The sequence below is a fragment of the Klebsiella michiganensis genome, from assembly GCA_000963575.1.
GTDB classification, from domain to species: Bacteria; Pseudomonadota; Gammaproteobacteria; order Enterobacterales; family Enterobacteriaceae; genus Cedecea; species Cedecea michiganensis_A.
Genome location: CP011077.1, coordinates 1,484,397 through 1,508,942 on the forward strand (window position 1 = coordinate 1,484,397; position 24,546 = coordinate 1,508,942).

At 54.5% G+C, this 24,546-nt stretch carries 18 protein-coding genes; 10 read left to right on the forward strand and 8 right to left on the reverse strand.

Annotated features, from left to right (window positions below; all coding sequences use genetic code 11):
* Positions 1 to 7 precede the first annotated feature (7 nt).
* A complete protein-coding gene (locus VW41_07060; protein AJZ88808.1) occupies positions 8 to 703 on the reverse strand; it encodes a porin in 696 nt (231 codons plus the stop codon).
* Positions 704 to 1,113: 410 nt separating this feature from the next.
* Between VW41_07060 and VW41_07065 the strand changes: the two genes are divergently transcribed.
* Positions 1,114 to 2,769, forward strand: a complete 1,656-nt coding sequence (locus VW41_07065) for a hypothetical protein (protein AJZ88809.1) — start codon at positions 1,114 to 1,116, stop codon at positions 2,767 to 2,769.
* A 21-nt stretch (positions 2,770 to 2,790) separates the two neighbouring features.
* Here the strand turns inward: VW41_07065 and VW41_07070 are convergent, their stop codons facing one another.
* The gene (locus VW41_07070) at positions 2,791 to 3,738 is read right to left on the reverse strand and encodes a hypothetical protein (protein AJZ88810.1); all 948 of its coding nucleotides are present in this window, start codon (positions 3,736 to 3,738) and stop codon (positions 2,791 to 2,793) included.
* A gap of 141 nt (positions 3,739 to 3,879) precedes the next feature.
* On the opposite strand from VW41_07070, the gene VW41_07075 reads away from it, so the two are divergent.
* Both VW41_07075 and VW41_07080 read left to right on the forward strand, forming a co-directional pair.
* On the forward strand, positions 3,880 to 4,995 hold the full coding sequence (locus VW41_07075) for a macrolide transporter (GenBank protein ID AJZ88811.1): 1,116 nt from the start codon (positions 3,880 to 3,882) through the stop codon (positions 4,993 to 4,995).
* Positions 4,992 to 6,938, forward strand: coding sequence for a macrolide transporter (locus tag VW41_07080; protein ID AJZ88812.1), 1,947 nt, complete (start codon positions 4,992 to 4,994; stop codon positions 6,936 to 6,938). The genes VW41_07075 and VW41_07080 overlap by 4 nt, the downstream gene beginning before the upstream one ends.
* Before the next feature lie 78 nt (positions 6,939 to 7,016).
* Here the strand turns inward: VW41_07080 and VW41_07085 are convergent, their stop codons facing one another.
* Positions 7,017 to 7,238 (reverse strand): stationary phase/starvation inducible regulatory protein CspD, encoded by a 222-nt coding sequence (locus VW41_07085; GenBank protein ID AJZ88813.1) that lies wholly within the window; start codon positions 7,236 to 7,238, stop codon positions 7,017 to 7,019.
* A 323-nt stretch (positions 7,239 to 7,561) separates the two neighbouring features.
* On the opposite strand from VW41_07085, the gene clpS reads away from it, so the two are divergent.
* Positions 7,562 to 7,882, forward strand: coding sequence for a Clp protease ClpS (clpS, locus tag VW41_07090; protein AJZ88814.1), 321 nt, complete (start codon positions 7,562 to 7,564; stop codon positions 7,880 to 7,882).
* A 27-nt stretch (positions 7,883 to 7,909) separates the two neighbouring features.
* Complete coding sequence (gene clpA, locus VW41_07095; GenBank protein ID AJZ88815.1) at positions 7,910 to 10,183, forward strand: Clp protease ClpX; 2,274 nt, start codon at positions 7,910 to 7,912, stop codon at positions 10,181 to 10,183.
* 97 nt (positions 10,184 to 10,280) lie between these two features.
* Here clpA and VW41_07100 read toward each other — a convergent pair whose 3' ends face one another.
* The 5 genes from VW41_07100 to VW41_07120 all read right to left on the reverse strand — a co-directional run bounded on the left by VW41_07100 (position 10,281) and on the right by VW41_07120 (position 16,111).
* A complete protein-coding gene (locus tag VW41_07100) occupies positions 10,281 to 10,499 on the reverse strand; it encodes a translation initiation factor IF-1 (GenBank protein ID AJZ88816.1) in 219 nt (72 codons plus the stop codon).
* A 285-nt stretch (positions 10,500 to 10,784) separates the two neighbouring features.
* Positions 10,785 to 11,480 carry a leucyl/phenylalanyl-tRNA--protein transferase gene (aat, locus tag VW41_07105; protein ID AJZ88817.1) on the reverse strand — a complete coding sequence of 232 codons (696 nt, stop codon included), beginning with the start codon at positions 11,478 to 11,480 and terminating at the stop codon, positions 10,785 to 10,787.
* Between the two features lie 61 nt (positions 11,481 to 11,541).
* Complete coding sequence (locus VW41_07110; protein ID AJZ88818.1) at positions 11,542 to 13,263, reverse strand: amino acid ABC transporter permease; 1,722 nt, start codon at positions 13,261 to 13,263, stop codon at positions 11,542 to 11,544.
* Positions 13,263 to 15,029, reverse strand: coding sequence for an amino acid ABC transporter permease (locus VW41_07115; protein AJZ88819.1), 1,767 nt, complete (start codon positions 15,027 to 15,029; stop codon positions 13,263 to 13,265). The genes VW41_07110 and VW41_07115 overlap by 1 nt, the downstream gene beginning before the upstream one ends.
* 113 nt (positions 15,030 to 15,142) lie before the next feature.
* Complete coding sequence (locus tag VW41_07120; GenBank protein ID AJZ88820.1) at positions 15,143 to 16,111, reverse strand: thioredoxin reductase; 969 nt, start codon at positions 16,109 to 16,111, stop codon at positions 15,143 to 15,145.
* A gap of 492 nt (positions 16,112 to 16,603) precedes the next feature.
* Between VW41_07120 and VW41_07125 the strand changes: the two genes are divergently transcribed.
* From VW41_07125 to VW41_07145, 5 genes are all read left to right on the forward strand, one after another.
* On the forward strand, positions 16,604 to 17,098 hold the full coding sequence (locus VW41_07125) for a leucine-responsive transcriptional regulator (protein ID AJZ88821.1): 495 nt from the start codon (positions 16,604 to 16,606) through the stop codon (positions 17,096 to 17,098).
* A gap of 121 nt (positions 17,099 to 17,219) precedes the next feature.
* A complete protein-coding gene (locus VW41_07130; GenBank protein ID AJZ88822.1) occupies positions 17,220 to 20,933 on the forward strand; it encodes a cell division protein FtsK in 3,714 nt (1,237 codons plus the stop codon).
* A gap of 176 nt (positions 20,934 to 21,109) precedes the next feature.
* Entirely contained in the window at positions 21,110 to 21,721 is a 612-nt protein-coding gene (gene lolA / locus VW41_07135; protein ID AJZ88823.1) for a lipoprotein chaperone, read from the forward strand.
* Positions 21,722 to 21,729: 8 nt separating this feature from the next.
* The gene (locus VW41_07140) at positions 21,730 to 23,073 is read left to right on the forward strand and encodes a recombination factor protein RarA (GenBank protein ID AJZ88824.1); all 1,344 of its coding nucleotides are present in this window, start codon (positions 21,730 to 21,732) and stop codon (positions 23,071 to 23,073) included.
* Between the two features lie 94 nt (positions 23,074 to 23,167).
* On the forward strand, positions 23,168 to 24,460 hold the full coding sequence (locus VW41_07145; GenBank protein ID AJZ88825.1) for a seryl-tRNA synthetase: 1,293 nt from the start codon (positions 23,168 to 23,170) through the stop codon (positions 24,458 to 24,460).
* The last annotated feature ends 86 nt before the right edge of the window (positions 24,461 to 24,546 follow it).

Below are 24,546 nucleotides of genomic sequence, written 5' to 3' on the forward strand. Positions count from 1 at the left end.
TAAAGCTTTAGCTACGTTTTTCCAGCAGAGTACGGTAAATAATACCGCCCAGAATCCCGCCAATAATAGGCATAACCCAGAAAAGCCACAGCTGATCCAGCGCCCAGCCACCCTGGAAAATAGCCACAGCGGTGCTGCGTGCAGGGTTTACGGAGGTGTTGGTAACCGGAATACTAATTAAGTGGATTAAGGTTAATGCCAGGCCAATGGCTATTGGAGCAAAACCCGGTGCAGCAAATTTATCCGTTGCACCATGAATAACAATCAGGAAGCCACAGGTTAATACGATTTCAATCACAATGGCGGACAGCATGGAATATCCACCCGGGGAATGTTCGCCATAGCCGTTAGAAGCAAAACCGCTGGCTGCCGCGTCAAAGCCTGCTTTACCGCTCGCGATTAAATAAAGAATAGCAGCTGCCACAATCCCGCCAATCACCTGGGCAATAATGTAGCCAATCACTTCTTTAGCCGGGAAGCGGCCGCCGGCCCACAGGCCAAGAGTAACGGCTGGGTTAAAGTGGCCGCCGGAGATATGGCCGACGGCAAAGGCCATGGTCAGTACGGTTAAACCAAATGCCAGCGCGACGCCCACAAAACCAATACCTAATTCCGGGAATGCTGCCGCTAATACTGCGCTACCACAACCACCAAATACCAGCCAGAACGTCCCGAAGAACTCGGCTGCTAATTTTCTAAACATAACCACCTCTGCTAAAAGCCAGAAACAATTCACGGTTCACGCGCTAAATCACACGCCCCTGATTGTCGCTAATTCACCGTCATTAAGTGAATGACGAAAGTAATATTAAATGCGCGTTAATATTAGGTATTTCGTCAATTCGCCACCAGCACAATAAATTCCTGTTTTTTGATTTAGGGCAATGAGGTGTTATTCCTTTTATGAGGATAGGTGTCAGAAGTATAGGTTATCTTTGAATGAAGTAAGAATATTCTGGATAATAAAAAACTACGCCTCAGCGCGAATTGATTATGGTAAGTGCGGTATGTTTTTATCGCGTAACGCTTTGACATTGTGTGGTTACATTGCCCTCTCGCTTGCCGCTATACTCGAAAAGAGCGATGGATAAAAGTGGATGCACAGGAGGCGGTATGTTTCTCGAGCGGGTTGAGGTGGTTGGTTTTCGCGGTATTAACCGTTTGTCGTTGATGCTTGAGCAAAACAATGTCCTGATTGGCGAAAATGCCTGGGGTAAATCCAGCCTGTTAGATGTGCTGACCTTGCTGCTTTCACCGCACCGGGAGCTCTACCATTTTGTTCGTGAGGATTTCTATTTCCCTCCCGGCGAGCTTCACGGGCGCGAAAGCCATCTGCAAATCATCCTGACCTTCCGCGAGGCGGCATCCGGGCACCATTTAGGGCGGCGTTATCGTAATCTCTCCCCGGTCTGGGTGGCGGGGAACGACGGCTTTCATCGCATTTATTACCGTCTGGAAGGGGAGCTTGGGGATGAAGGGACGGTTTTAACGCTGCGAAGTTTTCTCAATGCCCACGGCCAGCCGCTGACGCTGGACGCCATCGACGAAATGGCGATGAACATTACGCGCCTGAACCCTGTGCTGCGCCTGAGAGATGCCCGATTTATGCGGCGACTGCGCAACGGCAGCATGCCAGAAATGCCGGAAACGGAGCTGACCGCCCGCCAGCTGGATTTTCTGGCAAGAGAGCTGGTATCAAGGCCGCAAAATCTCACCGATGCGCAGCTGCGCCAGGGGCTGTCGGCCATGGTGCAACTGCTTGAACACTATTTCTCTGAACAGGGCGCGATAGCCCATCAGCGCCTGATGCGGCGGCGCTCTCATGATGAGCAGCGCAGCTGGCGCTATCTGGATGTGATCAACCGTATGATAGACAAACCGGGCAGCCGTTCGCATCGCATGATCCTGCTGGGCATGTTTTCCACGTTGCTGCAGGCGAAGGGCAGTATTGCGCTCGATAGGGACGCGCGTCCGCTGCTGCTGGTGGAGGATCCTGAAACCCGGCTGCACCCGATTATGCTTTCTGTTGCCTGGCATCTGCTGAATTTGCTGCCGCTGCAAAAAATTACCACGACAAATTCTGGAGAGTTGCTCTCGCTGACGCCGGTGGAACAGGTTTGTCGGCTGGTGCGTGAATCCTCTCGCGTGGCCGCGTGGCGGTTAGGGCCGGGCGGCATGAACGCGGAAGATAGCCGGAGAATTGCTTTCCATATTCGTTTTAACCGCGCGTCCTCACTCTTTGCCCGCTGCTGGCTGCTGGTGGAAGGCGAGACCGAAGTGTGGGTGATGAACGAACTGGCGCGGCAGTGTGGGCACCATTTTGATGCCGAAGGCGTGAAGGTCATTGAGTTTGCGCAATCCGGACTGCGCCCGTTGATTAAGTTTGCTCGCCGGATGGGTATTGAATGGCATGTGCTGGTGGACGGTGATGATGCCGGTAAAAAATATGCGGCTACCGTGCGCGGCTTGCTGGACAACGACCGCGATCAGGAACGCGATCACCTGACGGCATTGCCGGCGCTGGATATGGAACATTTTATGTATCGGCAGGGGTTTTCGGATGTGTTTCATCGCGTGGCTCAACTGCCTGAAAATGTGCCGATGAATTTGCGCCGAATTATTACGAAGGCCATTCATCGTTCATCAAAGCCGGATTTAGCTATCGAAGTGGCGCTGGAGGCCGGGCGACGGGGCGTGGATGCGGTACCGCCTTTGCTGCGGAAAATGTTTTCCAGGGTGCTCTGGCTGGCTCGTGGCCGGGCGGATTAGCGCCCGGCTGGCAATGTCACTTTAGAAATGGCTGTTGATGTTGCTCATCATACCGTCGAGCAGCTCATAGCGGCGGCGGTATTCTGCACGTTTTTTACTGGCAATATCTTCCAGTGGCTTGCGCTCAACGCTGGACGGCAAGGCATACAGGCCATCTGCGCGCGGTTCGCCGCTCATGGACTGCCAAAAACTGTCATAGTCCGCGTGCAGGCTGTCTTTTTTCTTTTTCTCATAGCGCCATGAGCGATAAATATGAGTGCTGTTGCCTACGGCCAGAATGCGCTCGGCGTCGAGAAGTTTCGCCAGTTCACACGCAACTTCAAGCAGTATACGTTTAGGGAACAATCCGTGGCAGGCTTTAGTGGCTGCCTGAATAGCTTCGTGAGGCACCCAGGTTTTTGCCCCCTGCAGGCAACCGATAAAGAAGGTGTTTTTGCCTTCGAATTGGTTGAGAGTGAAGGTCATACGCGCCAGCGGAACGCCTTCTTCATTGCAGAAGTTCAGGAATGCTTCGCCTTCTTTACCTTCAATATCGTGTGAGGTGAGGTCGATAAACATCAGCTCGTTGTTTTTACCCACTAGCGTGGCCAGACGATAACCTTCGGTGGAAAAATGCCCGTTAAGCAGCTTTTTCGGCATTTTCTCGGCAATTTTCTGGTAGTGGTAAGCGATAGTATCCCGCGTATGCTTACGTTTCAGCGGCAGCGCAAGGTAAGGGCGATGCAGACGGCACGGCAGCCCTGGCTGAGCGTTCAGCATGTTGGCGAGATGAGGCTGGCTTGCCAGGCTTTTCATCAGGCTGGCGGTATACACAGGCATCGCTAGTGAGCGTAAAATAAACTTGCGGCGATAAGCCTTTTTACCCCAGGATGCTCCCGGCTGCCACTCACCCGTTGCTAATGAAAGGAAGAGTTTCCAGCCTGTTTGAGGCAGGGTTTCGGTAGCTTGCGCGGCAGCGATCTGAGACATGATAAAAACCTGAATTCGAGAAAGATGCCAATATTTCAACATGCCGGATGTCAACCGACATTCAATAACTGTTACATATCTTCACATTGTGAAGTTTGTTTATGAACCGTTTAATCATGCGTTAGCTATTTCAGGATTTATATGAAAGTTAAGGGAAAATTTAAAAAACGTTATTGGCTTTACGCGCTGTTAGTGGTGATATTTTTCCTCTGGCTTTGGCAATTTTTGCATGCACCAACCCCACAATACCAGACGATGATTGTGCGTAAGGCTTCGCTTCAGCAAAGCGTCCTGGCAACAGGAAAGCTCGATGCCGTGCGCAAAGTTGACGTCGGGGCGCAGGTGAGCGGGCAGTTAAAAACGCTGTCGGTTAGCATTGGCGATAAGGTGAAAAAAGATCAGCTTCTGGGGGTTATCGATCCCGAACAGGCGGAGAACCAGGTCAAAGAGGTTGAAGCCACGCTGATGGAGCTGCGTGCACAGCGCATGCAGTCCGAAGCCGAAAGTAAGCTTGCCGCGGTGACGCTGTCCCGCCAACAGGCGCTGGCGAAAACCCAGGCGGTGTCCCGCCAGGATCTTGATAAAGCGGCAACCGATCTGGCGGTTAAACAGGCACAAATTGGCACCATTGACGCGCAGATTAAGCGTAATCAGGCCTCTTTAAGTACCGCTAAGACTAACCTTGAATTTACCCGGATTGTTGCGCCAATGGCGGGGGAAGTGACGCAAATTACGACCCTGCAAGGCCAAACTGTGATTGCCGCGCAGCAGGCGCCGAATATCCTGACGCTGGCGGATTTAAGCACCATGCTGGTGAAAGCCCAGGTCTCTGAAGCTGATGTTATACACCTCAAGCCGGGCCAGAAAGCCTGGTTTACGGTACTTGGCGACCCGATGACGCGCTATGAAGGCGTGCTGAAAGATATCCTGCCGACGCCAGATAAAGTCAACGAGGCCATTTTCTATAATGCGCGCTTTGAGGTGCCTAACCCGAAAGGCATTCTGCGCCTCGATATGACCGCGCAGGTGCATATTCAACTGGGGGGCGTAAAAGATGTGCTGACTATTCCTCTGGCCGCGCTGGGCGAACCAATTGGAGATAATCGCTATAACATCACGGTGCTGCGCAACGGGGAAGAGAAACCTCGAGAAATCACTATCGGCATGCGTAACGACACGCAGGTTCAGGTCGTTAACGGGCTGGAAGAAGGCGAAGAGGTGGTGACTGGTCGCGCCAATGCCGGGGGCGGTAAATGACGGCGCTGCTTGAACTAAAGGACATTCGCCGCAGCTATCCCTCCGGTGAAGAGCAGGTTGAAGTGCTGAAGGGCATCAGCCTGACGATTGAAGCCGGGGAGATGGTGGCGATTGTAGGCGCGTCAGGTTCCGGTAAATCGACGCTAATGAACATCCTCGGTTGCCTGGATAAACCCAGCAGCGGGAGCTACAAAGTGGCGGGTGTGGATGTGTCGGGGCTGGATAGCGATGCGCTGGCGACGCTGCGCCGCGAGCACTTCGGCTTTATCTTCCAGCGTTATCACCTGCTTTCTCACCTGAATGCTTCGCAAAATGTTGAAGTCCCGGCGGTCTATGCCGGGACAACGAGAGCCCAGCGGCAGCAGCGCGCGCATGAATTGCTGGGGCGCCTTGGGCTGAAGGAGCGGGTGGAATATCTTCCTTCACAGCTTTCGGGTGGGCAGCAGCAGCGCGTCAGTATCGCCCGGGCGCTGATGAACGGCGGCCAGGTGATTCTGGCGGATGAACCCACGGGCGCGCTGGACAGCCACTCCGGCGAAGATGTGATGGCCACGCTGAAGCAGCTCCGTGAGCGCGGGCATACGGTGATTATCGTGACTCACGATCCTGCCGTGGCGGCGCAAGCTCAGCGTATTATCGAAATTCGCGACGGGGAAATTATCAGCAACCCTCCGCCGGTGCATCAGCCTGCAGCGCGCACGGTTGAAAATCAGGCTCTGGGGAGCGGCTCGTCAATCCAGCAACTCATCAGCAGCTTCCGCGAGGCTCTGGGTATGGCCTGGCTGGCAATGGCCGCGAACAAGATGCGCACGCTGCTGACTATGCTTGGCATCATTATTGGTATTGCCTCGGTGGTTTCCATTGTCGTGGTGGGTGATGCCGCCAAGCAGATGGTGCTGGAAGATATTCGCTCTATCGGCACCAATACGATTGACGTTTATCCCGGTAAAGATTTTGGCGATGATAATCCGCAGTTCCAGCAGGCATTGAAATACGATGATTTGTTGGCTATTGGCCAGCAGCCGTGGGTGAGTTCGGCCACGCCTTCTATTTCCAGTAATTTGCGTCTGCGTTACGGAAACGTGGATGCGGCGGCCAGCGTCAATGGCGTGAGCGGCGACTATTTTGATGTGTACGGTATGACTATGAGCCAGGGCGCGAGCTTTAACGACGAGCAAATGAATGGCCGCGCGCAGGTTGTGGTGCTGGATGCGAACAGTAAAAGGCAGTTATTCCCGAACAAAAGTGACGTTGTCGGTGAAATCCTGCTGGTCGGCAATATGCCGGCGACGGTGATTGGCGTGGCGGAAGAGAAGCAGTCGATGTTTGGCAGCAGCAAAGTGCTGCGTGTCTGGCTGCCCTATAACACGATGGCCGGGCGAGTGATGGGGCAAAGCTGGCTCAACTCGATAACTGTCCGTGTTAAAGAGGGCTACGACAGCCACGAAGCGGAGCAGCAGCTTAATCGCCTGCTGTCGCTGCGCCACGGCAAGAAAGACTTTTTCACCTATAACATGGACGGGCTGTTGAAAACGGCGGAAAAGACCACACGTACTCTTCAGATGTTCCTGACGCTGGTGGCGGTTATTTCGTTGCTGGTCGGAGGCATTGGGGTGATGAATATCATGCTGGTGTCGGTCACTGAACGCACGAAAGAGATCGGTATCCGCATGGCGGTGGGCGCCCGGGCCAGCGATGTGCTGCAGCAGTTTTTAATTGAGGCGGTGCTGGTTTGCCTCGTCGGCGGCGCGCTGGGGATATCGCTGTCGCTGGTTATCGCCTTCACGCTTCAGCTAGTGTTGCCGGGCTGGCAGATTGGTTTCTCGCCGGTGGCGCTGCTGACCGCGTTTGGTTGTTCAACGGCAACGGGCGTGCTCTTTGGCTGGTTGCCGGCCAGAAACGCGGCGCGACTAAACCCTATCGATGCATTAGCCCGTGAGTAATCCCGGCGGTTGGTCATAAAAATGCCAGCCTTATGGGCTGGCATTTTATTTGCGGGATGTACACAATTAATGGGGAAACTACGCGACCGCTTCCGCTTCGTGGGGAACGATCAGGCTGGCATGGTTGCCTTTAGGTCCCTGATGTACATCAAACCTGACAAGTTGTCCGGCTTTTAACGTTCTGTATCCGTCCATTTGAATGGTGGAGTAGTGGGCGAAGATATCTTCGCCGCCGCCTTCCGGGCAGATGAAACCGAACCCTTTGGCGTTATTGAACCATTTAACAGTACCCGTCTCCATGCTTCGACATCCTTCGTAAATCTTAATAGTGAGATGGAATCAACCGGTGGGTAAGGGCGGGCTGTTCAAAACCTCGCCAACTCACCCCGCTACAATGTAGATATTTTATACACTGCGTCAAGCGTCTGGCGGGGCAGGTAAGGCAACAATGAGTCAAAAATTTGAAGCAGTTAACGCTATTGCTATTAATGTGATGTAGCTCGCTTAAGGGAATAAGTCACGGGATCGAATACGTTGTCATACGTTTGCGAAAAGCGTATTACACTCAATATAAGGCCTTGCCTGACAGTGTGTTGGGCTTCAACAAACGATGATAAATCGCAATGGGTAAGACGAACGACTGGTTGGACTTTGACCAAATGGCGGCGGATAAACTGCGCGAAACGCTAAAACCGCCTTCCATGTATAAAGTTATACTGATGAACGATGACTACACGCCAATGGAATTTGTTATTGACGTACTGCAAAAGTTCTTTTCTTATGATGTTGAACGTGCCACGCAGTTGATGCTCACGGTTCACTATCAGGGTAAAGCTATCTGTGGCATCTTTACTGCAGAAGTAGCGGAAACCAAAGTGGCGTTAGTGAACCAGTATGCAAGGGAGAACGAGTACCCGTTGCTGTGTACGCTAGAAAAAGCCTGATAAGGCCGATAATTTGGGGAGGTGCCTATGCTCAATCAAGAACTGGAACTCAGTTTAAACATGGCTTTCGCCAGAGCGCGCGAGCACCGACATGAGTTTATGACCGTCGAGCATTTGTTACTGGCATTGCTCAGTAACCCATCTGCCCGCGAAGCGCTGGAAGCGTGTTCTGTGGACATGGTGGCGCTGCGACAGGAACTCGAAGCCTTCATCGAACAAACTACGCCGGTCCTGCCACCTAACGTTGAAGAGCGCGACACGCAGCCGACGCTCAGCTTTCAGCGTGTGCTGCAGCGAGCGGTCTTCCACGTCCAGTCCTCCGGGCGCAGCGAAGTCACCGGTGCTAACGTGCTGGTGGCCATTTTCAGCGAGCAAGAATCCCAGGCGGCCTATCTGCTGCGCAAACATGAAGTGAGCCGCCTTGACGTGGTGAACTTTATCTCTCACGGCACGCGCAAAGACGAACCGAATCAGTCATCGGGCTCTGAAAACCCGGTCAATGAAGAGCAAGCAGGCGGGGAGGAACGTATGGAAAACTTCACCACCAATCTTAACCAGCTTGCGCGCGTTGGCGGGATAGACCCGCTGATTGGCCGTGATAAAGAGCTGGAGCGCGCTATCCAGGTTCTGTGCCGCCGTCGTAAAAATAACCCGCTGCTGGTCGGTGAATCAGGCGTGGGTAAAACGGCGATTGCCGAAGGGCTGGCCTGGAGAATCGTGCAGGGCGACGTGCCGGAAGTGATGGCCGACTGCACCATCTACTCGCTGGATATCGGTTCTCTGTTGGCGGGAACCAAATACCGCGGTGATTTTGAGAAACGTTTTAAAGCGTTGCTGAAGCAGCTCGAACAGGATCAAAACAGTATTCTGTTTATCGATGAAATCCACACCATCATTGGCGCTGGTGCCGCTTCCGGTGGCCAGGTCGATGCCGCGAACCTGATTAAACCGCTGCTTTCCGGCGGTAAAATTCGGGTGATTGGTTCGACAACCTATCAGGAATTCAGCAACATCTTCGAAAAAGATCGTGCCCTGGCGCGTCGTTTCCAGAAGATTGATATTACTGAGCCAAGCGTTGAAGAAACGGTGCAGATAATCAATGGCCTGAAGACAAAATACGAAGCGCACCACGATGTTCGCTACACCGCGAAGGCAATTCGCGCGGCGGTTGAGCTGGCGGTGAAATACATCAATGACAGGCATCTGCCGGATAAGGCTATTGACGTCATTGATGAGGCTGGCGCGCGTAGCCGCCTGATGCCGGTCAGCAAGCGTAAGAAAACCGTCAACGTGGCGGACATCGAAACCGTGGTCGCTCGCATTGCGCGTATTCCGGAAAAAAGTGTTTCCGCGAGCGATCGCGATACGCTGAAAAGTCTGGGCGATCGCTTGAAAATGCTGGTGTTTGGCCAGGATAAAGCGATTGAAGCGTTGACCGAAGCTATCAAGATGAGCCGCGCTGGCCTGGGGCAGGATCATAAGCCTGTCGGTTCGTTCCTCTTTGCGGGCCCTACGGGGGTTGGTAAGACTGAAGTCACCGTCCAGCTGGCGAAGTCGCTGGGTATTGAGTTGTTGCGTTTCGACATGTCCGAGTACATGGAACGCCATACCGTGAGCCGCTTGATTGGTGCCCCTCCGGGCTATGTCGGCTTCGATCAGGGTGGCCTGTTAACGGACGCGGTCATTAAGCATCCGCACGCGGTTCTGCTGCTCGATGAAATCGAAAAAGCGCACCCGGATGTCTTCAACCTGCTGCTGCAGGTGATGGACAACGGTACGCTGACCGATAACAACGGGCGTAAAGCGGACTTCCGCAACGTGATTCTGGTGATGACCACCAACGCCGGGGTACGGGAAACCGAACGCAAATCCATCGGGCTTATCCGTCAGGACAACAGCACCGATGCGATGGAAGAGATCAAAAAGATCTTTACGCCGGAGTTCCGTAACCGTCTCGACAACATTATCTGGTTCAACCACCTCTCCACCGAGGTGATTCATCAGGTGGTGGATAAATTTATCGTCGAGCTTCAGGTGCAGCTGGATCAGAAAGGCGTTTCGCTGGAAGTTAGCCAGGAAGCGCGTGACTGGCTGGCAGAGAAGGGGTATGACCGTGCGATGGGCGCTCGCCCGATGGCGCGTGTCATTCAGGATAGCCTGAAAAAACCACTGGCCAACGAACTGCTGTTTGGTAGCCTGGTGGACGGTGGGCAGGTAACCGTTGCGCTGGATAAAGATCAGCAGCAGCTGACCTACAACTTTGTCAGTGCTCAGAAGCACAAGCCCGAGGCCGCGCACTAGCGCTGGCTAAGGATGTAAAAAAGGCCGGGCATTGCCCGGCCTTTTTATTACAACTAACTCTCAGCGCCGCCCATCTCAGGCCGCGGAATAAAAACTATCAACGGCTACGGAAGACAATGCGGCCTTTGCTCAGGTCGTACGGGGTCAGCTCAACGGTGACTTTGTCGCCCGTCAGAATGCGGATGTAGTTTTTGCGCATTTTACCGGAGATATGAGCGGTAACCACGTGCCCGTTTTCCAGCTCAACGCGGAACATGGTGTTAGGTAACGTATCCAGTACGGTACCCTGCATTTCAATATTGTCTTCTTTGGCCATCTAATCCTCTGGGGTATCACTACCGTAGTTTGAACCGGCAAGATAATGCCGAAGTTCGCTTATCATGTAAAGAATTGTTGGTGAAATCACCAGTGAAAGTGCATTTTGCTTATTACCCGCCGGTTAGCAGCTTGCCGCATGGCAACATCTGCGATAAAGAACGCAAGGAGATAAATGAGAGGGTATTCCCTTAAACAATAAATCCCAGACAATGGCGGGGTAGCAGGCAAAAGCCACTTAGCGGCGCTAATTATAACACCCTCACATAAAATGTGTTGTTAAACATTATTGCTCCAGCGTCTGTGGAACCCAGCAGTGAGAGCCTAAATGCTGTGGACGAAGTTCCGCTAATGCCTGGAGATACTCCCGACGGGGGATTTCAATCACGCCCAGTGACGCTGTGTGATCATTTAAGACCTGGCAGTCGATCAATTTCCCGCCGTGGCGAATAAAGTGCTGACAGAAAACCAGCAGCGCCGTTTTGGAAGCATTCACCCGGCGGCTGAACATGGATTCGCCGCAAAATAATGCCCCCTGTGCCACGCCGTACATACCGCCTACCAGCTCTTTTCCATCCCACACTTCAATCGAATGGGCGTGGCCCAATTCATGCAGGCGTAAATAGGCCTCCACAATCTCTGCGGTGATCCAGGTTCCTTCATTTCGGTCGCTCGCGCAGCCGTACAATACGCTCTCAAAGGCGTGGTTCAGCGTAACCGTATAGGGCGAAGTGCGGTGAAAGCGCTTCATGCTGCGGCTGAGGTGAAACTGCGCCGGGTAAAGAATGGCGCGGGGATCGGGCGACCACCACAAAATAGGGTCGCCGGGAGAAAACCACGGAAAGATACCTCGCTGATAGGCCATCAGCAGGCGTGCGGGTGCCAGGTCGCCGCCAAGCGCCAGTAACCCATTAGGTTCACGCAACGCCCCTTCCGGCGAAGGAAAGGCAATCGAGTCACGAGAAAGCTGCACCAGGCGCATGACGGCCAACACTCCAGAGCAATAGAGCAATAATAAATTGATAATAGTCTATTCAGAACGCCTACAGGCGCTGGCGAAATTGATAATAACGTCCACCGGACGCCATCAATTCGGCGTGATTACCTTGCTCAATTATTTGCCCGTTGTCCATCACAATTATGCTGTCAAAAGCGTTCAAACCACGCAGCCGGTGGGTGACCATTAACACGGTTTTATCCCTTGTCACTTCGGCCAATAAATCAAGAATTTGGCGTTCGGTTTCTGCATCCAATCCTTCGGTAGGTTCGTCCAATAACATAAGAGGAGCGTTATGCAATATTGCCCTCGCAATGGCAAGGCGACGAAGCTCCCCGCCGGAAAGCTGACGACCGCCTTCACCGAGCCAACCGTTAAGCCCGCTGTCTTCCAGAAGTTTCTCAAGCCCAACCTGGACCAAAGCAGTACTGAGTTGCTCATCGCTGGCCTCTGGAGAAGCCAGTAAAAGGTTATCGCGCAGCGTAGCGCTAAAAAGGTGTACGCGCTGCGGGACAACGCTCGTCGTGTTACGCAGCGTTGCTTCATCAAAAGCGTTGAGGGCAATACCGTTAAGTTGAATCTCTCCCTGCTGGGCATCCCATGCGCGGGTCAGCAATTGCAGCAAAGTGGATTTACCGCAGCCGGTTTTGCCGAGGATAGCAATGCGTTGCCCGGCGTTGACCGACATCGCGATATCTTTCAGCGCCGGCTGACTTTGCCCTGGATAGGTAAAGCTTACTCCACGAACTTCCAGAGCCGCCTGCTGTTGCTCGAGGTGCGAAACTTCAGGGAAGGTAACTTCCGGAACCTGGCTGGTGATTTGCGTTACCCGTAGCGCAGAGGCAATAACCTGGCCGAGATGCTGGAACGCACCGGTAACCGGAGCCATTGCTTCAAAAGCTGCCAGCGCACAGAAAACAAACAGCGCAATCAGCGCGCCGGGAGACTGGTTTTCACCGACGCCAGCGGATGCCATCCACAGCATCGTCAGCACGGCAATACCGCTGATAAGCAGCATCACGGCCTGCGACAGGGCGGTTAAGCCAGCCTGGCGGCGCTGCGCTTCCTGCCAGCTATTTTCCGTGGCATCTAACTGTTCACGCGCGCGTGTTGCCGCACCGAAAATTGTTAATTCGGCGTGGCTTTGCAGCCAGGAGGTGAGCTGCTGACGATAGTTTCCGCGCTGGACGGTCAGTGCTTCCCCGGTGGGCTGTCCGGCGCGATAAAACAGTGGAGGCAGAAGAAGCAGGGTCGCGAGTAAAATTCCCCCGAGGGTTAACGCCAGGGTTGTGTCGAGAAAACTCAGGCCAAAAGTCACCACCAGGATAACGGCCAAAGCGCCGACAAGCGGGGATATGACCCGCAAGTAGAGGTGATCGAGCGTATCGACGTCCGCCACCACTCGGTTTAACAATTCTCCCTGACGAAAACGCGCCAGCCCGGCAGGGGAGAGCGGCAGCAGCTTGCTAAAGGTTGAAACGCGCAAATGCTGCAGGACGCGGAAGGTGGCATCGTGGCTGACCAGACGCTCAAAATAGCGGCCAGCGGTGCGGGTGATCGCGGCGCCACGAACGCCAGCGGCAGGTAGCATGTAGTTAAAGCTGTAGAGTCCGGCCACGCCCACCACGGCAGAGGCAGAAAGGAACCAACCGGAGAGCGTTAACAGGCCAATGCTGGCAAGCAGCGTGACAATAGCCAGCACAACGCCTAAAGACAGTAACCATTTATGGCGACGATAAAGCGCCAGATAAGGCAGCAATGCGCGCATTAAATCTCCTCCTGGCGACTCGCCAGTAATACTGCAAAGGGCCCTTCTTCCACGGAAAGCTGTTCGAAGTTCCCTTGCTGAACAATCTGCCCGTTTCGCATCACCCAGATTTGATCCCAATCGCTGATGTAGTCCAACTGATGAGTCACCATCAGCGTGGTTTGTTGACGAGATGCTTCTGTGAGCGCTTCCATGACGCGCTGTTCGCTGTGGGCGTCCAGGCTTGCGGCAGGCTCATCCAGCAGCAAAACGGCGCAAGGGGAGATCAATGCCCGAGCAACGGCCACGCGCTGCGCCTGACCCACGGATAAGCGGATGGACTGATCGCCAATAGGAGTGTCGATGCCTTCAGGCAACTGCGGCAAGAACTCTGTCACCGACGCTTTATCCAGGGCTGCCTGCAAACGAGCATCGTCCGCGTCCGGCATACCCAGCAGCACGTTGTCGCGCAAGGTAGCCGCCGGTAGCTGGGGATTTTGTCCTACCCAGCTAAGCTGTGTGCGCCACCAGTCAGGCGAAAGTTGCGCCAGTTCGACGCCATTGATCAGCAACTGGCCCTGGTAGGGGAGGAAGCCAGACAGAACATTTAGCAGGGAGCTTTTGCCTGCACCGCTTTGCCCTACCAGCGCTACGCGTTGCCCTGCGGGAAGCATGAAGTTCAGCGGACCGGCCAACACTTTCCCTTCTGCGGACAAGATTGTCATCTCGCGGGCTTCGAGTGTGAACGGCCCGTTGCCGGACAGCTGCACGCTACCTTGCTCAGGATGCTGCAGCGGTGCGTCGAGGAAAGTCTTCAGGGTCTCTGCGGCCCCAACTGCCTGAGCCCTGGCGTGATAGAAGGTGCCCATATCACGCAGCGGCTGAAAGAATTCTGGCGCGAGAATGAGTGCCAGGAAGCCAGCGAATAACGTGACCCCAGTACCGTAGTGGCCGAAATTCAGCTCGCCAAGGTAAGAAAACCCGAAATAGACGGCAACCACGGCGATAGATAAAGAGGCGAAAAATTCCAGCACGCCGGAAGAAAGAAACGCCATCCTCAGTACTTCCATTGTCCGCTGGCGGAAGTCCTGACTGGCTGCCCGAATATTTTCGGTTTCCGCCGCGCCACGGTTAAATACGCGAAGGGTTTCCATCCCGCGAAGGCGATCGAGGAAGTGGCCGCTGAGCCGTGCCAGCGCCTGGAAATTACGGCGGTTTGCATCGGCTGCGCCCATGCCTACCAGCGCCATGAAAATGGGGATAAGCGGCGCGGTACCCAGCAGGATAAGCGCGGCAGCCCAGTTGATCGGGAAAATGGCGATAATAATCAGCAGGGGCACCATGACTGCCAGCGACATCTGCGGCAAATAGCGCGCGTAGTAGTCGTGCATGTCTTCTATTTGTTCAAGCACCAGCGTCGCCCAGCTTCCAACGGGTTTACCCTGAATCCAGGCCGGGCCAGCCTGATGTAATCTGTCGAGTACCTGGCGGCGAATCTCCAGGCGAATATGTAGCCCGGCGTGGAATCCGACCTTTTCCCTCAGCCACACGACCCACGCGCGCAGCACAAATACCAGCACCAGTAAAATAAACGGCATGAGCAATGCTTCACGCGGAATATTTTCCATAATCATGTGCTGGAGAATGCGGGCAAGCAGCCATGCCTGGGCAACAATCAGTAAACCGCTGACCAAACCGAGCAGGCGTGACAGGCCGAGCCAACGGCGAGAGATAAGACTTTGCTGCTTTAGCCAGAGGCTAAGTTCTTGCTGACGGGTTTTATTCATCGCGTGCCAGATGCTGGTAGAAGAAGGAATTCTCAGGCAATTTTGACAGGCAATGTTACATGGCAGAAACAAGAAAGGCGACCAGCAAGGCCGCCTTTTTTAACATCTTTAAATTATTTACATTGTTCGGCCAGGCCGTCGAGATAGCGCTCGGCGTCCAGAGCGGCCATACAGCCGGTTCCGGCGGAAGTGATGGCCTGACGATAAATATGATCCATGACGTCGCCCGCGGCAAACACGCCTGGAATACTTGTCTGGGTTGCGTTGCCGTGAATGCCGGACTGCACTTTAATATAGCCGTTTTCAAGCGCCAACTGACCGTTGAAGATAGCGGTGTTCGGGCTGTGGCCGATAGCCACAAACAGGCCGGCAACGTCCAGCTCTTCGGTAATATCGGTGTTTTGCGTGTCGCGCAGGCGAAGACCGCTCACGCCCATTTGATCGCCGGTTACTTCTTCCAGCGTGCGGTGGGTGTGGAGCACAATGTTGCCATTCTGCACTTTATCCATCAGACGGTTAATCAGGATCTTCTCCGCGCGGAAGCTATCGCGGCGGTGGATCAAATGCACTTCTGAAGCGATGTTTGCCAGATAAAGTGCTTCTTCAACTGCGGTATTCCCGCCGCCGATGACCGCGACTTTCTGGTTACGATAGAAGAAACCATCACAGGTGGCGCAGGCAGAAACGCCGCGGCCTTTGAAGGCTTCTTCGGAAGGCAGGCCAAGGTAGCGTGCGGAAGCCCCCGTCGCAATGATCAGTGCGTCACAGGTGTATTCGCCGCTGTCGCCCACCAGACGGAAAGGACGGTTCTGTAGATCGACGCTGGTGATGTGGTCGAACAGAATTTCGGTTTCAAACTTGGCCGCATGCTCGTGCATACGTTCCATCAGTAACGGACCGGTCAGGTCGTTAGGATCGCCAGGCCAGTTTTCGACTTCGGTCGTGGTGGTCAGCTGACCGCCTTTTTCCATCCCGGTAATCAGAACCGGTTTTAAGTTGGCGCGTGCAGCATAGACCGCTGCGGTATAGCCCGCAGGGCCGGAGCCAAGAATAAGCAGCTTACTGTGTTTAGCTGTGCCCATGAGATCCTCATTGAACGTTTACAGACAATGAGGGTGATTGTAGGGAATTCGCTGCATTAAAAAAAGAGTGCAGCAATGTTGTTAACGATGTGTGTCATTGATGCTGCCTATAAGCCCAATGAATATCACCGTCATGTGCATAAATAATCATTGTAATACCACGGTAATCACGGTGCGAAAATGATGAATAATCATCAGCCAGAAGGAATATCTGGCACGTTCCACTAAAAATAGATGTTTTGCTTTGACAATCCCCTAAGCATTTGCGAAAACATTCGAGGAAGAAAAACATTTGGTGATGTGGAAGCCGCGTGCTCTCGCGCAAACCTGATGCAAATTTACCGAGTTATTGAAATTTACGCATGACGTGGACAGACGCTATGCGTGATGTCGATAGCAGCCGAAAGGCATCGGTCTTCTCACGTACACCCTGAACATTGACGTCACCAGGGTTATGGCAGGTGAAGGAAGGAATAGAGAGAGACAATAATAATGGTAGATAGCAAGAAGCGCCCGGGCAAAGATCTCGACCGTATCGATCGCAATATTCTCAACGAATTGCAAAAGGATGGGCGCATTTCTAACGTTGAGCTTTCCAAGCGTGTTGGGCTTTCGCCGACGCCGTGCCTTGAGCGCGTCCGTCGTCTGGAACGTCAGGGTTTTATTCAGGGCTATACGGCGCTGTTAAACCCGCATTATCTGGATGCCTCGCTGCTGGTATTTGTTGAGATTACTCTGAATCGTGGCGCCCCGGATGTGTTTGAGCAATTTAACGCCGCAGTGCAGAAACTTGAAGAAATTCAAGAGTGTCATCTCGTATCCGGTGATTTCGACTACCTGTTGAAAACACGCGTGCCGGATATGTCGGCGTATCGTAAACTCTTAGGTGAGACCCTGCTGCGTCTGCCGGGCGTTAACGACACCCGTACTTATGTTGTCATGGAAGAGGTCAAACAGAGTAACCGTTTGGTCATTAAGACCCGTTAATACGGGCCAGGTGCAAAATTGGCGTATTTTGGTTACACTCCTGGGAATCCATACAGCAACAGCTCCGGCAGGTCGCCGGTGCTGTTGTCTCCATTGAGTTTAAGGACCTGGAGAGCCTTTCTTGAGCCAGGAATATACCGAAGATAAAGAAGTAACATTGCGGAAACTGAGCAGCGGGCGCCGTTTACTCGAGGCGTTGCTGATCCTTGTTGCCTTATTTGCCATCTATTTGATGGTTGCCTTGTTAAGCTTTAACCCCTCAGACCCCAGTTGGTCGCAAACCGCGTGGCATGAGCCTATCCATAATTTGGGTGGTGCGCCGGGAGCGTGGTTTGCCGATACGCTGTTCTTCATTTTTGGCGTAATGGCCTACACCATTCCGGTGATCATCATCGGTGGCTGCTGGTTTACCTGGCGCCAGCGCGACAGTGAAGAGTTCATCGATTATTTTGCCGTTTCGCTGCGCCTTATCGGCGTACTTGCGATGGTGCTGACCTCTTGTGGTCTGGCTGCCATCAATGCGGACGATATCTGGTACTTCGCCTCGGGCGGCGTGCTGGGCAGTTTGCTTAGCACAGCTATGATGCCGCTGTTGAACAGCAGCGGCGGCACAATTGCGCTGCTTTGCGTTTGGGCCGCTGGTCTTACGCTGTTCACCGGCTGGTCGTGGGTCAGCATCGCCGAGAAACTCGGTAGCGCAGTGCTTACCGTGCTGACGTTTGCCAGCAACCGCACCCGTCGGGATAACACCTGGCAGGATGAGGACGAATACGAAGAAGAGCATGATGAAGACGACGCGCCGCAGGCTTCCGCTGAGAAACGCGAATCTCGCCGGGCGCGCATTTTACGTGGGGCGCTTGCGCGTAAGCAGCGCTTGTCGCAGAAGTTTGCTAATCCTAACGGCCGTAAAACGGATGCTGCGCTGTTCTCCGGCAAACGTATGGATGACGCTGAAGACGACGTCTTGTTCAGCGCTCGTGGCGTAGAGGCCGATCCGAACGATGTGCTGTTCTCCGGGCATAAAGCGACTTTGCCGGAAGACCAGGAATACGATCCGCTGTTCAGTGGGCATTCTGCCGTTGAACCGATTGCTGCGGCAGCCGCGGCAACAACGGCTAACCAGTCCTGGGCTGCGCCGGTACCGCCGGTTGCACCCATGCCGCCAGTCTCCACACCGGCACCAGCCGTTGACGCTGAGCCTTCTGCCCCTGCGATTGCCTGGGAACCTGCTCCAACAACGGTCACGCCAGACCCGGTTATTGCGCCTGCCCCGGATCATTACACTTCTCCGCACCCGGCAAGAGCACAACAACAGGTTACGCCTGAAACGCATCAAAGCTGGTCTGAACCCGTTGTGCCTGTGGCCCAGCCAGTGGTTGAACCACAGCCTGCGCCTGAGCCGGTAGAAGAGGTGAAATACGTTCGTCCGCCGATGTACCACTTTGAAGAAGTGGAAGAGAAGCGAGCCCGGGAACGTGAACAGCTTGCGGCGTGGTACCAGCCTGTTAATGAGCCGAAGCCGGATCCTTACAGCTATGCGCCAGTAAAACCTGCTACGCCTGAACCGGCTCAACCTTCTATGCCGGCATCTGCGCCAGTTTCCGCGCCGTTATCTGCCGCAGAAATGCCGGTGCCGGATGTAACGCAGACGACATCAGGCGTTCAGCAGGCGGCAAAAGCTGCGGCTACCGCGGCAGCGTTTTCACCGGTGTTTAGTATCGCCAGCGATGCGCCGCGTTCTCAGGTAAAAGAAGGTATTGGCCCTCAACTTCCGCGTCCGAACCGGGTACGCGTTCCGACTCGCCGTGAACTGGCGTCCTACGGCATAAAGCTGCCTTCCCAGCGAATGGCAGAAGAGCAGGCCAGGCTCGCCGAGAGTCAGCAGTCTGAAGACGATTACGGCGATGAAAGCGATGCGCTGCAGCAGCATGAGCTGGCCCGTCAGTTTGCTGCCCAGCAACAGCAGCGCTATGGCGAAGAGTACGCAGATGAGAGCTGGTCTGAAGCCGATCAGGCCGAAGCAGAAGAAGCTGAACTTGCGCGTCAGTTTGCCGCTCAGCAACAACAGCGTTACGGCGAGCCGCAGCCGCAGAGCAATGCGCCGTTCTCACTGGATGATTTTGATTTCCAGTCATCGCTGAAAGAACTGGTGGATGATACGCCGAGTGAGCCGCTGTTTACGCCGAGCTTTGAACCTGTTCCGCCGCCGGCTCAGCACAGTCAACCCGCCGTACAGCCTTCTCAATATGCACAGGCGGCTCAGCATCAGCCCGCTGCGCCTGAGCCGAAAGAGAGCCTGATCCACCCGTTCCTGATGCGTAACGGCGATGACCGCCCGCTTCAGAAACCTACCACGCCGCTGCCATCGCTGGATCTGCTGACTTCTCCTCCAACCGAGGTTGAACCGGTAGATACCTTCGCGATGGAGCAGATGGCGCGTCTGGTGGAAGCACGTCTGGCGGATTACCGCATTAAAGCTGATGTAGTGGATTATTCTCCGGGCCCGGTCATTACTCGCTTCGAGCTGGATTTGGCTCCGGGCGTGAAGGCTGCCCGCATTTCTAACCTTTCCCGTGACCTGGCGCGTTCTTTGTCGACCGTTGCGGTGCGTGTGGTGGAGGTTATTCCGGGTAAACCTTACGTCGGTCTTGAACTGCCGAATAAAAAGCGTCAGACCGTTTATCTCCGCGAAGTACTCGACTGCGCTAAATTCCGCGACAACAGCTCTCCGTTGACCGTGGTTCTGGGTAAAGACATCGGCGGTGAGCCGGTGGTCGCAGACCTGGCGAAAATGCCTCACCTGCTGGTAGCCGGTACAACCGGTTCCGGTAAGTCGGTCGGCGTGAACGCCATGATCATCAGTATGCTGTATAAAGCAACGCCGGAAGACGTTCGCTTCATCATGATCGACCCGAAAATGCTTGAACTGTCGGTGTATGAAGGCATCCCACATCTGTTGACCGAGGTGGTTACGGATATGAAAGATGCCGCGAATGCGCTGCGCTGGAGCGTGAACGAGATGGAGCGCCGCTACAAGCTGATGTCCGCTCTTGGGGTGCGCAATCTGGCGGGCTACAACGAGCGTGTGCTGGAAGCTGAGCGTATGGGCCGCCCGATTCCTGACCCGTTCTGGAAACCTGGCGACAGCATGGATGCGACCCATCCGATGCTGGAGAAACTGCCGTACATCGTGGTGCTGGTTGACGAGTTTGCCGACCTGATGATGACGGTAGGCAAAAAGGTTGAAGAGCTGATTGCCCGCCTGGCGCAGAAAGCGCGTGCGGCTGGTATTCACCTTGTGCTGGCAACCCAGCGTCCTTCGGTGGACGTTATTACCGGGCTTATCAAAGCTAACATCCCGACCCGTATTGCATTTACGGTCTCGAGTAAAATCGACTCACGTACCATCCTTGACCAGGGCGGCGCTGAATCACTTCTCGGCATGGGGGATATGCTTTATTCTGCGCCAAACTCCACGACGCCAATTCGCGTGCACGGCGCCTTTGTCCGCGACGAAGAAGTTCACGCGGTAGTTCAGGACTGGAAAGCGCGTGGTCGTCCGCAATACATTACCGGTATTACCGATGATGAAGGCAGCGGGGATGGTAATGGCGGCGGCATGGATGGTGACGAAGAGCTGGATCCGCTGTTCGATCAGGCTGTCGCTTTCGTGGTTGAGAAACGCAAAGCATCCATCTCCGGCGTACAGCGCCAGTTCCGCATCGGCTACAACCGCGCGGCAAGAATTGTTGAGCAGATGGAAGCGCAAGGGATCGTGAGCCCGCAGGGGCATAACGGTAACCGAGAGGTGCTGGCCCCGCCTCAGTTTGAGTAATCCGTCTGAGCATCAGCCCGCTGAGTAAAAAAGAGCCGCTTCTGCGGCTCTTTTTGCAAAGATGGGTAAATTACCGGAAAATCAGCTTATTCTTCTGTTGCGGTAGCTAAAGACTTCACTAGAGTGAGCAACAGAAGCGCCATCGTCAGGTGGTCAATGAATCCAGAGGGAAAATAATGAAAAAAATCGTAATGACCTGCGCGCTGTTAGCTGGCATGACCGCAACCGGAGCCTGGGCTGACGCAGCCGGAGATTTGCAGGGCCGTCTTGATAAAGTCGGGAGTTTCCACGCCAGCTTCACCCAGAAAGTGACCGATGGCAGCGGCGCTGCCGTGCAGGAAGGTCAGGGCGACCTGTGGGTTAAGCGTCCCAACCTGTTCAACTGGCACATGACCCAGCCTGATGAAAGCATCCTCGTGTCCGACGGGAAAACGCTGTGGTTCTACAACCCGTTTGTTGAGCAGGTTACGGCCACCTGGCTAAAAGATGCCACCAGCAATACGCCATTTATGCTGATTGCCCGCAACCAGTCCAGCGACTGGAAGCAGTACAACATCAAGCAAAACGGCGATGATTTTGTACTGACGCCAAAAAGCAGCTCGGGTAACCTGAAGCAGTTCACCATCAACGTGGGCCGTGACGGCACTATCCATCAGTTCAGCGCGGTGGAGCAGGACGACCAGCGCAGCAGCTATACTTTGAAAGCTCAGCAAAACGGCGCGGTGGATGCCGGAAAGTTTACTTTCACCCCGCCAAAAGGCGTCACGGTGGACGATCAACGTAAGTAGAGGCTTGAGTGAGCAACCTGTCGCTCGATTTTTCAGATAATACCTTCCAGCCGCTGGCCGCGCGTATGCGGCCAGAAAACCTGGCGCAGTACATCGGCCAGCAGCATCTGCTGGCCGCGGGAAAACCGCTGCCCAGAGCCATTGAAGCAGGTCATCTGCACTCCATGATCCTGTGGGGGCCGCCGGGCACCGGGAAAACGACCCTCGCCGAGGTGATTGCTCGCTATGCCAGCGCGGACGTCGAACGTATTTCTGCGGTAACCTCCGGCGTGAAAGAGATCCGCGAAGCCATTGAGCGCGCGCGGCAAAATCGCAATGCCGGGCGTCGCACTATTCTGTTTGTGGACGAAGTTCATCGCTTCAACAAAAGCCAGCAGGATGCCTTCCTGCCGCATATTGAAGACGGCACCATTACTTTTATTGGGGCGACAACCGAAAACCCTTCTTTTGAGCTGAACTCGGCGCTGCTTTCCCGGGCCCGCGTTTATCTGCTGAAATCACTGACCGTGGCGGACATCGAACAGGTACTCGATCAGGCGATGAGCGATAAAGAAAGGGGCTACGGCGGGCAAAATATCGTGCTGCCGGATGAAACGCGTAAAGCCATTGCCGAGTTGGTGAATGGCGATGCGCGCCGGGCGCTGAATACGCTGGAAATGATGGCCGACATGGCTGAAAGTGACGCCAGCGGCAACCGGATTTTGCAAACCCAACTGCTGACGGAGATTGCCGGCGAACGTAGTGCTCGTTTCGATAATAAGGGCGATCGTTTTTACGATCTGATTTCAGCGGTGCATAAATCAATCCGCGGTTCTGCCCCGGATGCGGCCCTGTACTGGTATGCACGCATTATCAGCGCAGGGGGCGATCCGCTGTATGTCGCGAGGCGTTTACTCGCGATTGCATCTGAAGACGTTGGCAATGCCGATCCCAGAGGGATGCAAGTAGCCATTGCTGCCTGGGATTGTTTCACCCGGGTAGGGCCAGCGGAAGGGGAGAGAGCCATTGCTCAGGCAATCGTCTATCTGGCCTGCGCCCCGAAAAGTAATGCCGTTTACACCGCATTCAAAGCCGCAATGGCGGATGCGCGTGAGCGCCCCGATTATGACGTTCCCGTTCATCTGCGCAACGCCCCAACGAAGCTGATGAAAGAAATGGGCTATGGCCAGGAATACCGTTACGCTCACGACGAACCCAACGCCTATGCCGCCGGGGAAGAGTACTTTCCGCCTGAAATGGCGCAAACACGCTACTATCAGCCGACCAGCAGAGGCCTGGAAGGTAAGATTGGCGAAAAGCTAACCTGGCTCACCGAGCAGGATCAGAAAAGCCCCACAAAACGCTACCGCTAATGCAGGCGTTGCGGTAAGGTTAGCAAGACTATCAAAGCGGCCGCAGGCTGTGGCCGCACTCCTATAAATTCAATTCGATAAGCACAGGATAAGCATGCTCGATCCCAATCTGCTGCGTACAGAGCCAGACGCAGTCGCTGAAAAACTGGCACGCCGGGGCTTTAAGCTGGATGTAGACACGCTGCGCTCTCTGGAAGAGCGTCGTAAAGTACTGCAGGTCAAAACGGAAAATCTGCAGGCTGAACGTAACTCGCGATCGAAATCCATCGGCCAGGCGAAAGCGCGCGGAGAAGACATTGAGCCGCTGCGCCTGCAGGTTAACCAGCTGGGCGAAGAGCTGGATGCAGCGAAAAACGAGCTTGATTCTCTGCTGGCAGAAATTCGCGATATCTCGCTGACCCTGCCAAACATTCCTGATGATTGCGTGCCGTTGGGCAAAGACGACAGCGAAAACGTCGAAGTCAGCCGCTGGGGCGAGCCGCGTAAATTTGATTTCGAAGTGCGCGATCACGTCACCCTGGGCGAACTGGCCAAAGGCCTGGACTTCGCTGCGGCGGTGAAACTCACCGGTTCCCGCTTCGTGGTAATGCAGGGGCAGGTAGCGCGTATGCACCGCGCACTGAGCCAGTTTATGCTGGATCTGCACACCGAGCAGCACGGTTACATGGAAAACTATGTCCCGTATCTGGTTAACCAGGACACGCTTTACGGTACCGGCCAGTTGCCTAAATTCGGCGGTGACCTGTTCCACACCCGTCCGCTGGAAGAAGAAGCGGACAGCAGCAACTATGCGCTGATCCCTACCGCAGAAGTGCCGTTAACCAACCTGGTTCGCGACGAGATCATCGACGAAGATTCCCTGCCGTTGAAGCTGACTGCACACACGCCGTGCTTCCGCTCTGAAGCTGGCTCCTATGGCCGTGATACTCGCGGGCTGATTCGTATGCACCAGTTCGACAAAGTTGAGATGGTGCAGATCGTTCGCCCGGAAGACTCTATGGACGCGCTGGAAGAGATGACCGGCCATGCGGAGAAGGTTCTGCAATTGCTGGGTCTGCCATATCGTAAAGTGCTGCTTTGCAGCGGTGACATCGGTTTCGGTGCACGCAAAACTTACGATCTGGAAGTCTGGCTGCCGGCCCAGGACACCTACCGTGAGATCTCATCCTGCTCCAACTGCTGGGACTTCCAGGCGCGTCGCCTGCAGGCCCGCTGCCGCAGTAAAGCAGACAAGAAAACTCGCCTGGTGCACACCCTGAACGGTTCTGGTCTGGCTGTGGGTCGTACTCTGGTCGCCGTTCTGGAAAACTACCAGCAGGCCGATGGCCGCATTCAGGTGCCAGAAGTGCTGCGCCCTTACATGAACGGCCTGGAATACATCGGGTAATCCACCGTTTATGAACGATTGAAAAGCGCCTCAGGGCGCTTTTTTTATGTCGTAAGTCAAAGGCTTTACGCCAATACAGCCTTTCT

Bases quoted from the DNA above. Each gene is read 5' to 3' on its own strand.
- VW41_07115 (AJZ88819.1), bottom strand. From the start codon at position 15,029: ATGAATAAAACCCGTCAGCAAGAACTTAGCCTCTGGCTAAAGCAGCAA.
- VW41_07070 (AJZ88810.1), bottom strand. From the start codon at position 3,738: ATGTCTCAGATCGCTGCCGCGCAAGCTACCGAAACCCTGCCTCAAACA.
- VW41_07110 (AJZ88818.1), bottom strand. From the start codon at position 13,263: ATGCGCGCATTGCTGCCTTATCTGGCGCTTTATCGTCGCCATAAATGG.
- VW41_07125 (AJZ88821.1), top strand. From the start codon at position 16,604: ATGGTAGATAGCAAGAAGCGCCCGGGCAAAGATCTCGACCGTATCGAT.
- clpS (AJZ88814.1), top strand. From the start codon at position 7,562: ATGGGTAAGACGAACGACTGGTTGGACTTTGACCAAATGGCGGCGGAT.
- VW41_07145 (AJZ88825.1), top strand. From the start codon at position 23,168: ATGCTCGATCCCAATCTGCTGCGTACAGAGCCAGACGCAGTCGCTGAA.
- VW41_07075 (AJZ88811.1), top strand. From the start codon at position 3,880: ATGAAAGTTAAGGGAAAATTTAAAAAACGTTATTGGCTTTACGCGCTG.
- VW41_07080 (AJZ88812.1), top strand. From the start codon at position 4,992: ATGACGGCGCTGCTTGAACTAAAGGACATTCGCCGCAGCTATCCCTCC.
- aat (AJZ88817.1), bottom strand. From the start codon at position 11,480: ATGCGCCTGGTGCAGCTTTCTCGTGACTCGATTGCCTTTCCTTCGCCG.
- VW41_07085 (AJZ88813.1), bottom strand. From the start codon at position 7,238: ATGGAGACGGGTACTGTTAAATGGTTCAATAACGCCAAAGGGTTCGGT.
- lolA (AJZ88823.1), top strand. From the start codon at position 21,110: ATGAAAAAAATCGTAATGACCTGCGCGCTGTTAGCTGGCATGACCGCA.
- clpA (AJZ88815.1), top strand. From the start codon at position 7,910: ATGCTCAATCAAGAACTGGAACTCAGTTTAAACATGGCTTTCGCCAGA.
- VW41_07120 (AJZ88820.1), bottom strand. From the start codon at position 16,111: ATGGGCACAGCTAAACACAGTAAGCTGCTTATTCTTGGCTCCGGCCCT.
- VW41_07100 (AJZ88816.1), bottom strand. From the start codon at position 10,499: ATGGCCAAAGAAGACAATATTGAAATGCAGGGTACCGTACTGGATACG.
- VW41_07060 (AJZ88808.1), bottom strand. From the start codon at position 703: ATGTTTAGAAAATTAGCAGCCGAGTTCTTCGGGACGTTCTGGCTGGTA.
- VW41_07065 (AJZ88809.1), top strand. From the start codon at position 1,114: ATGTTTCTCGAGCGGGTTGAGGTGGTTGGTTTTCGCGGTATTAACCGT.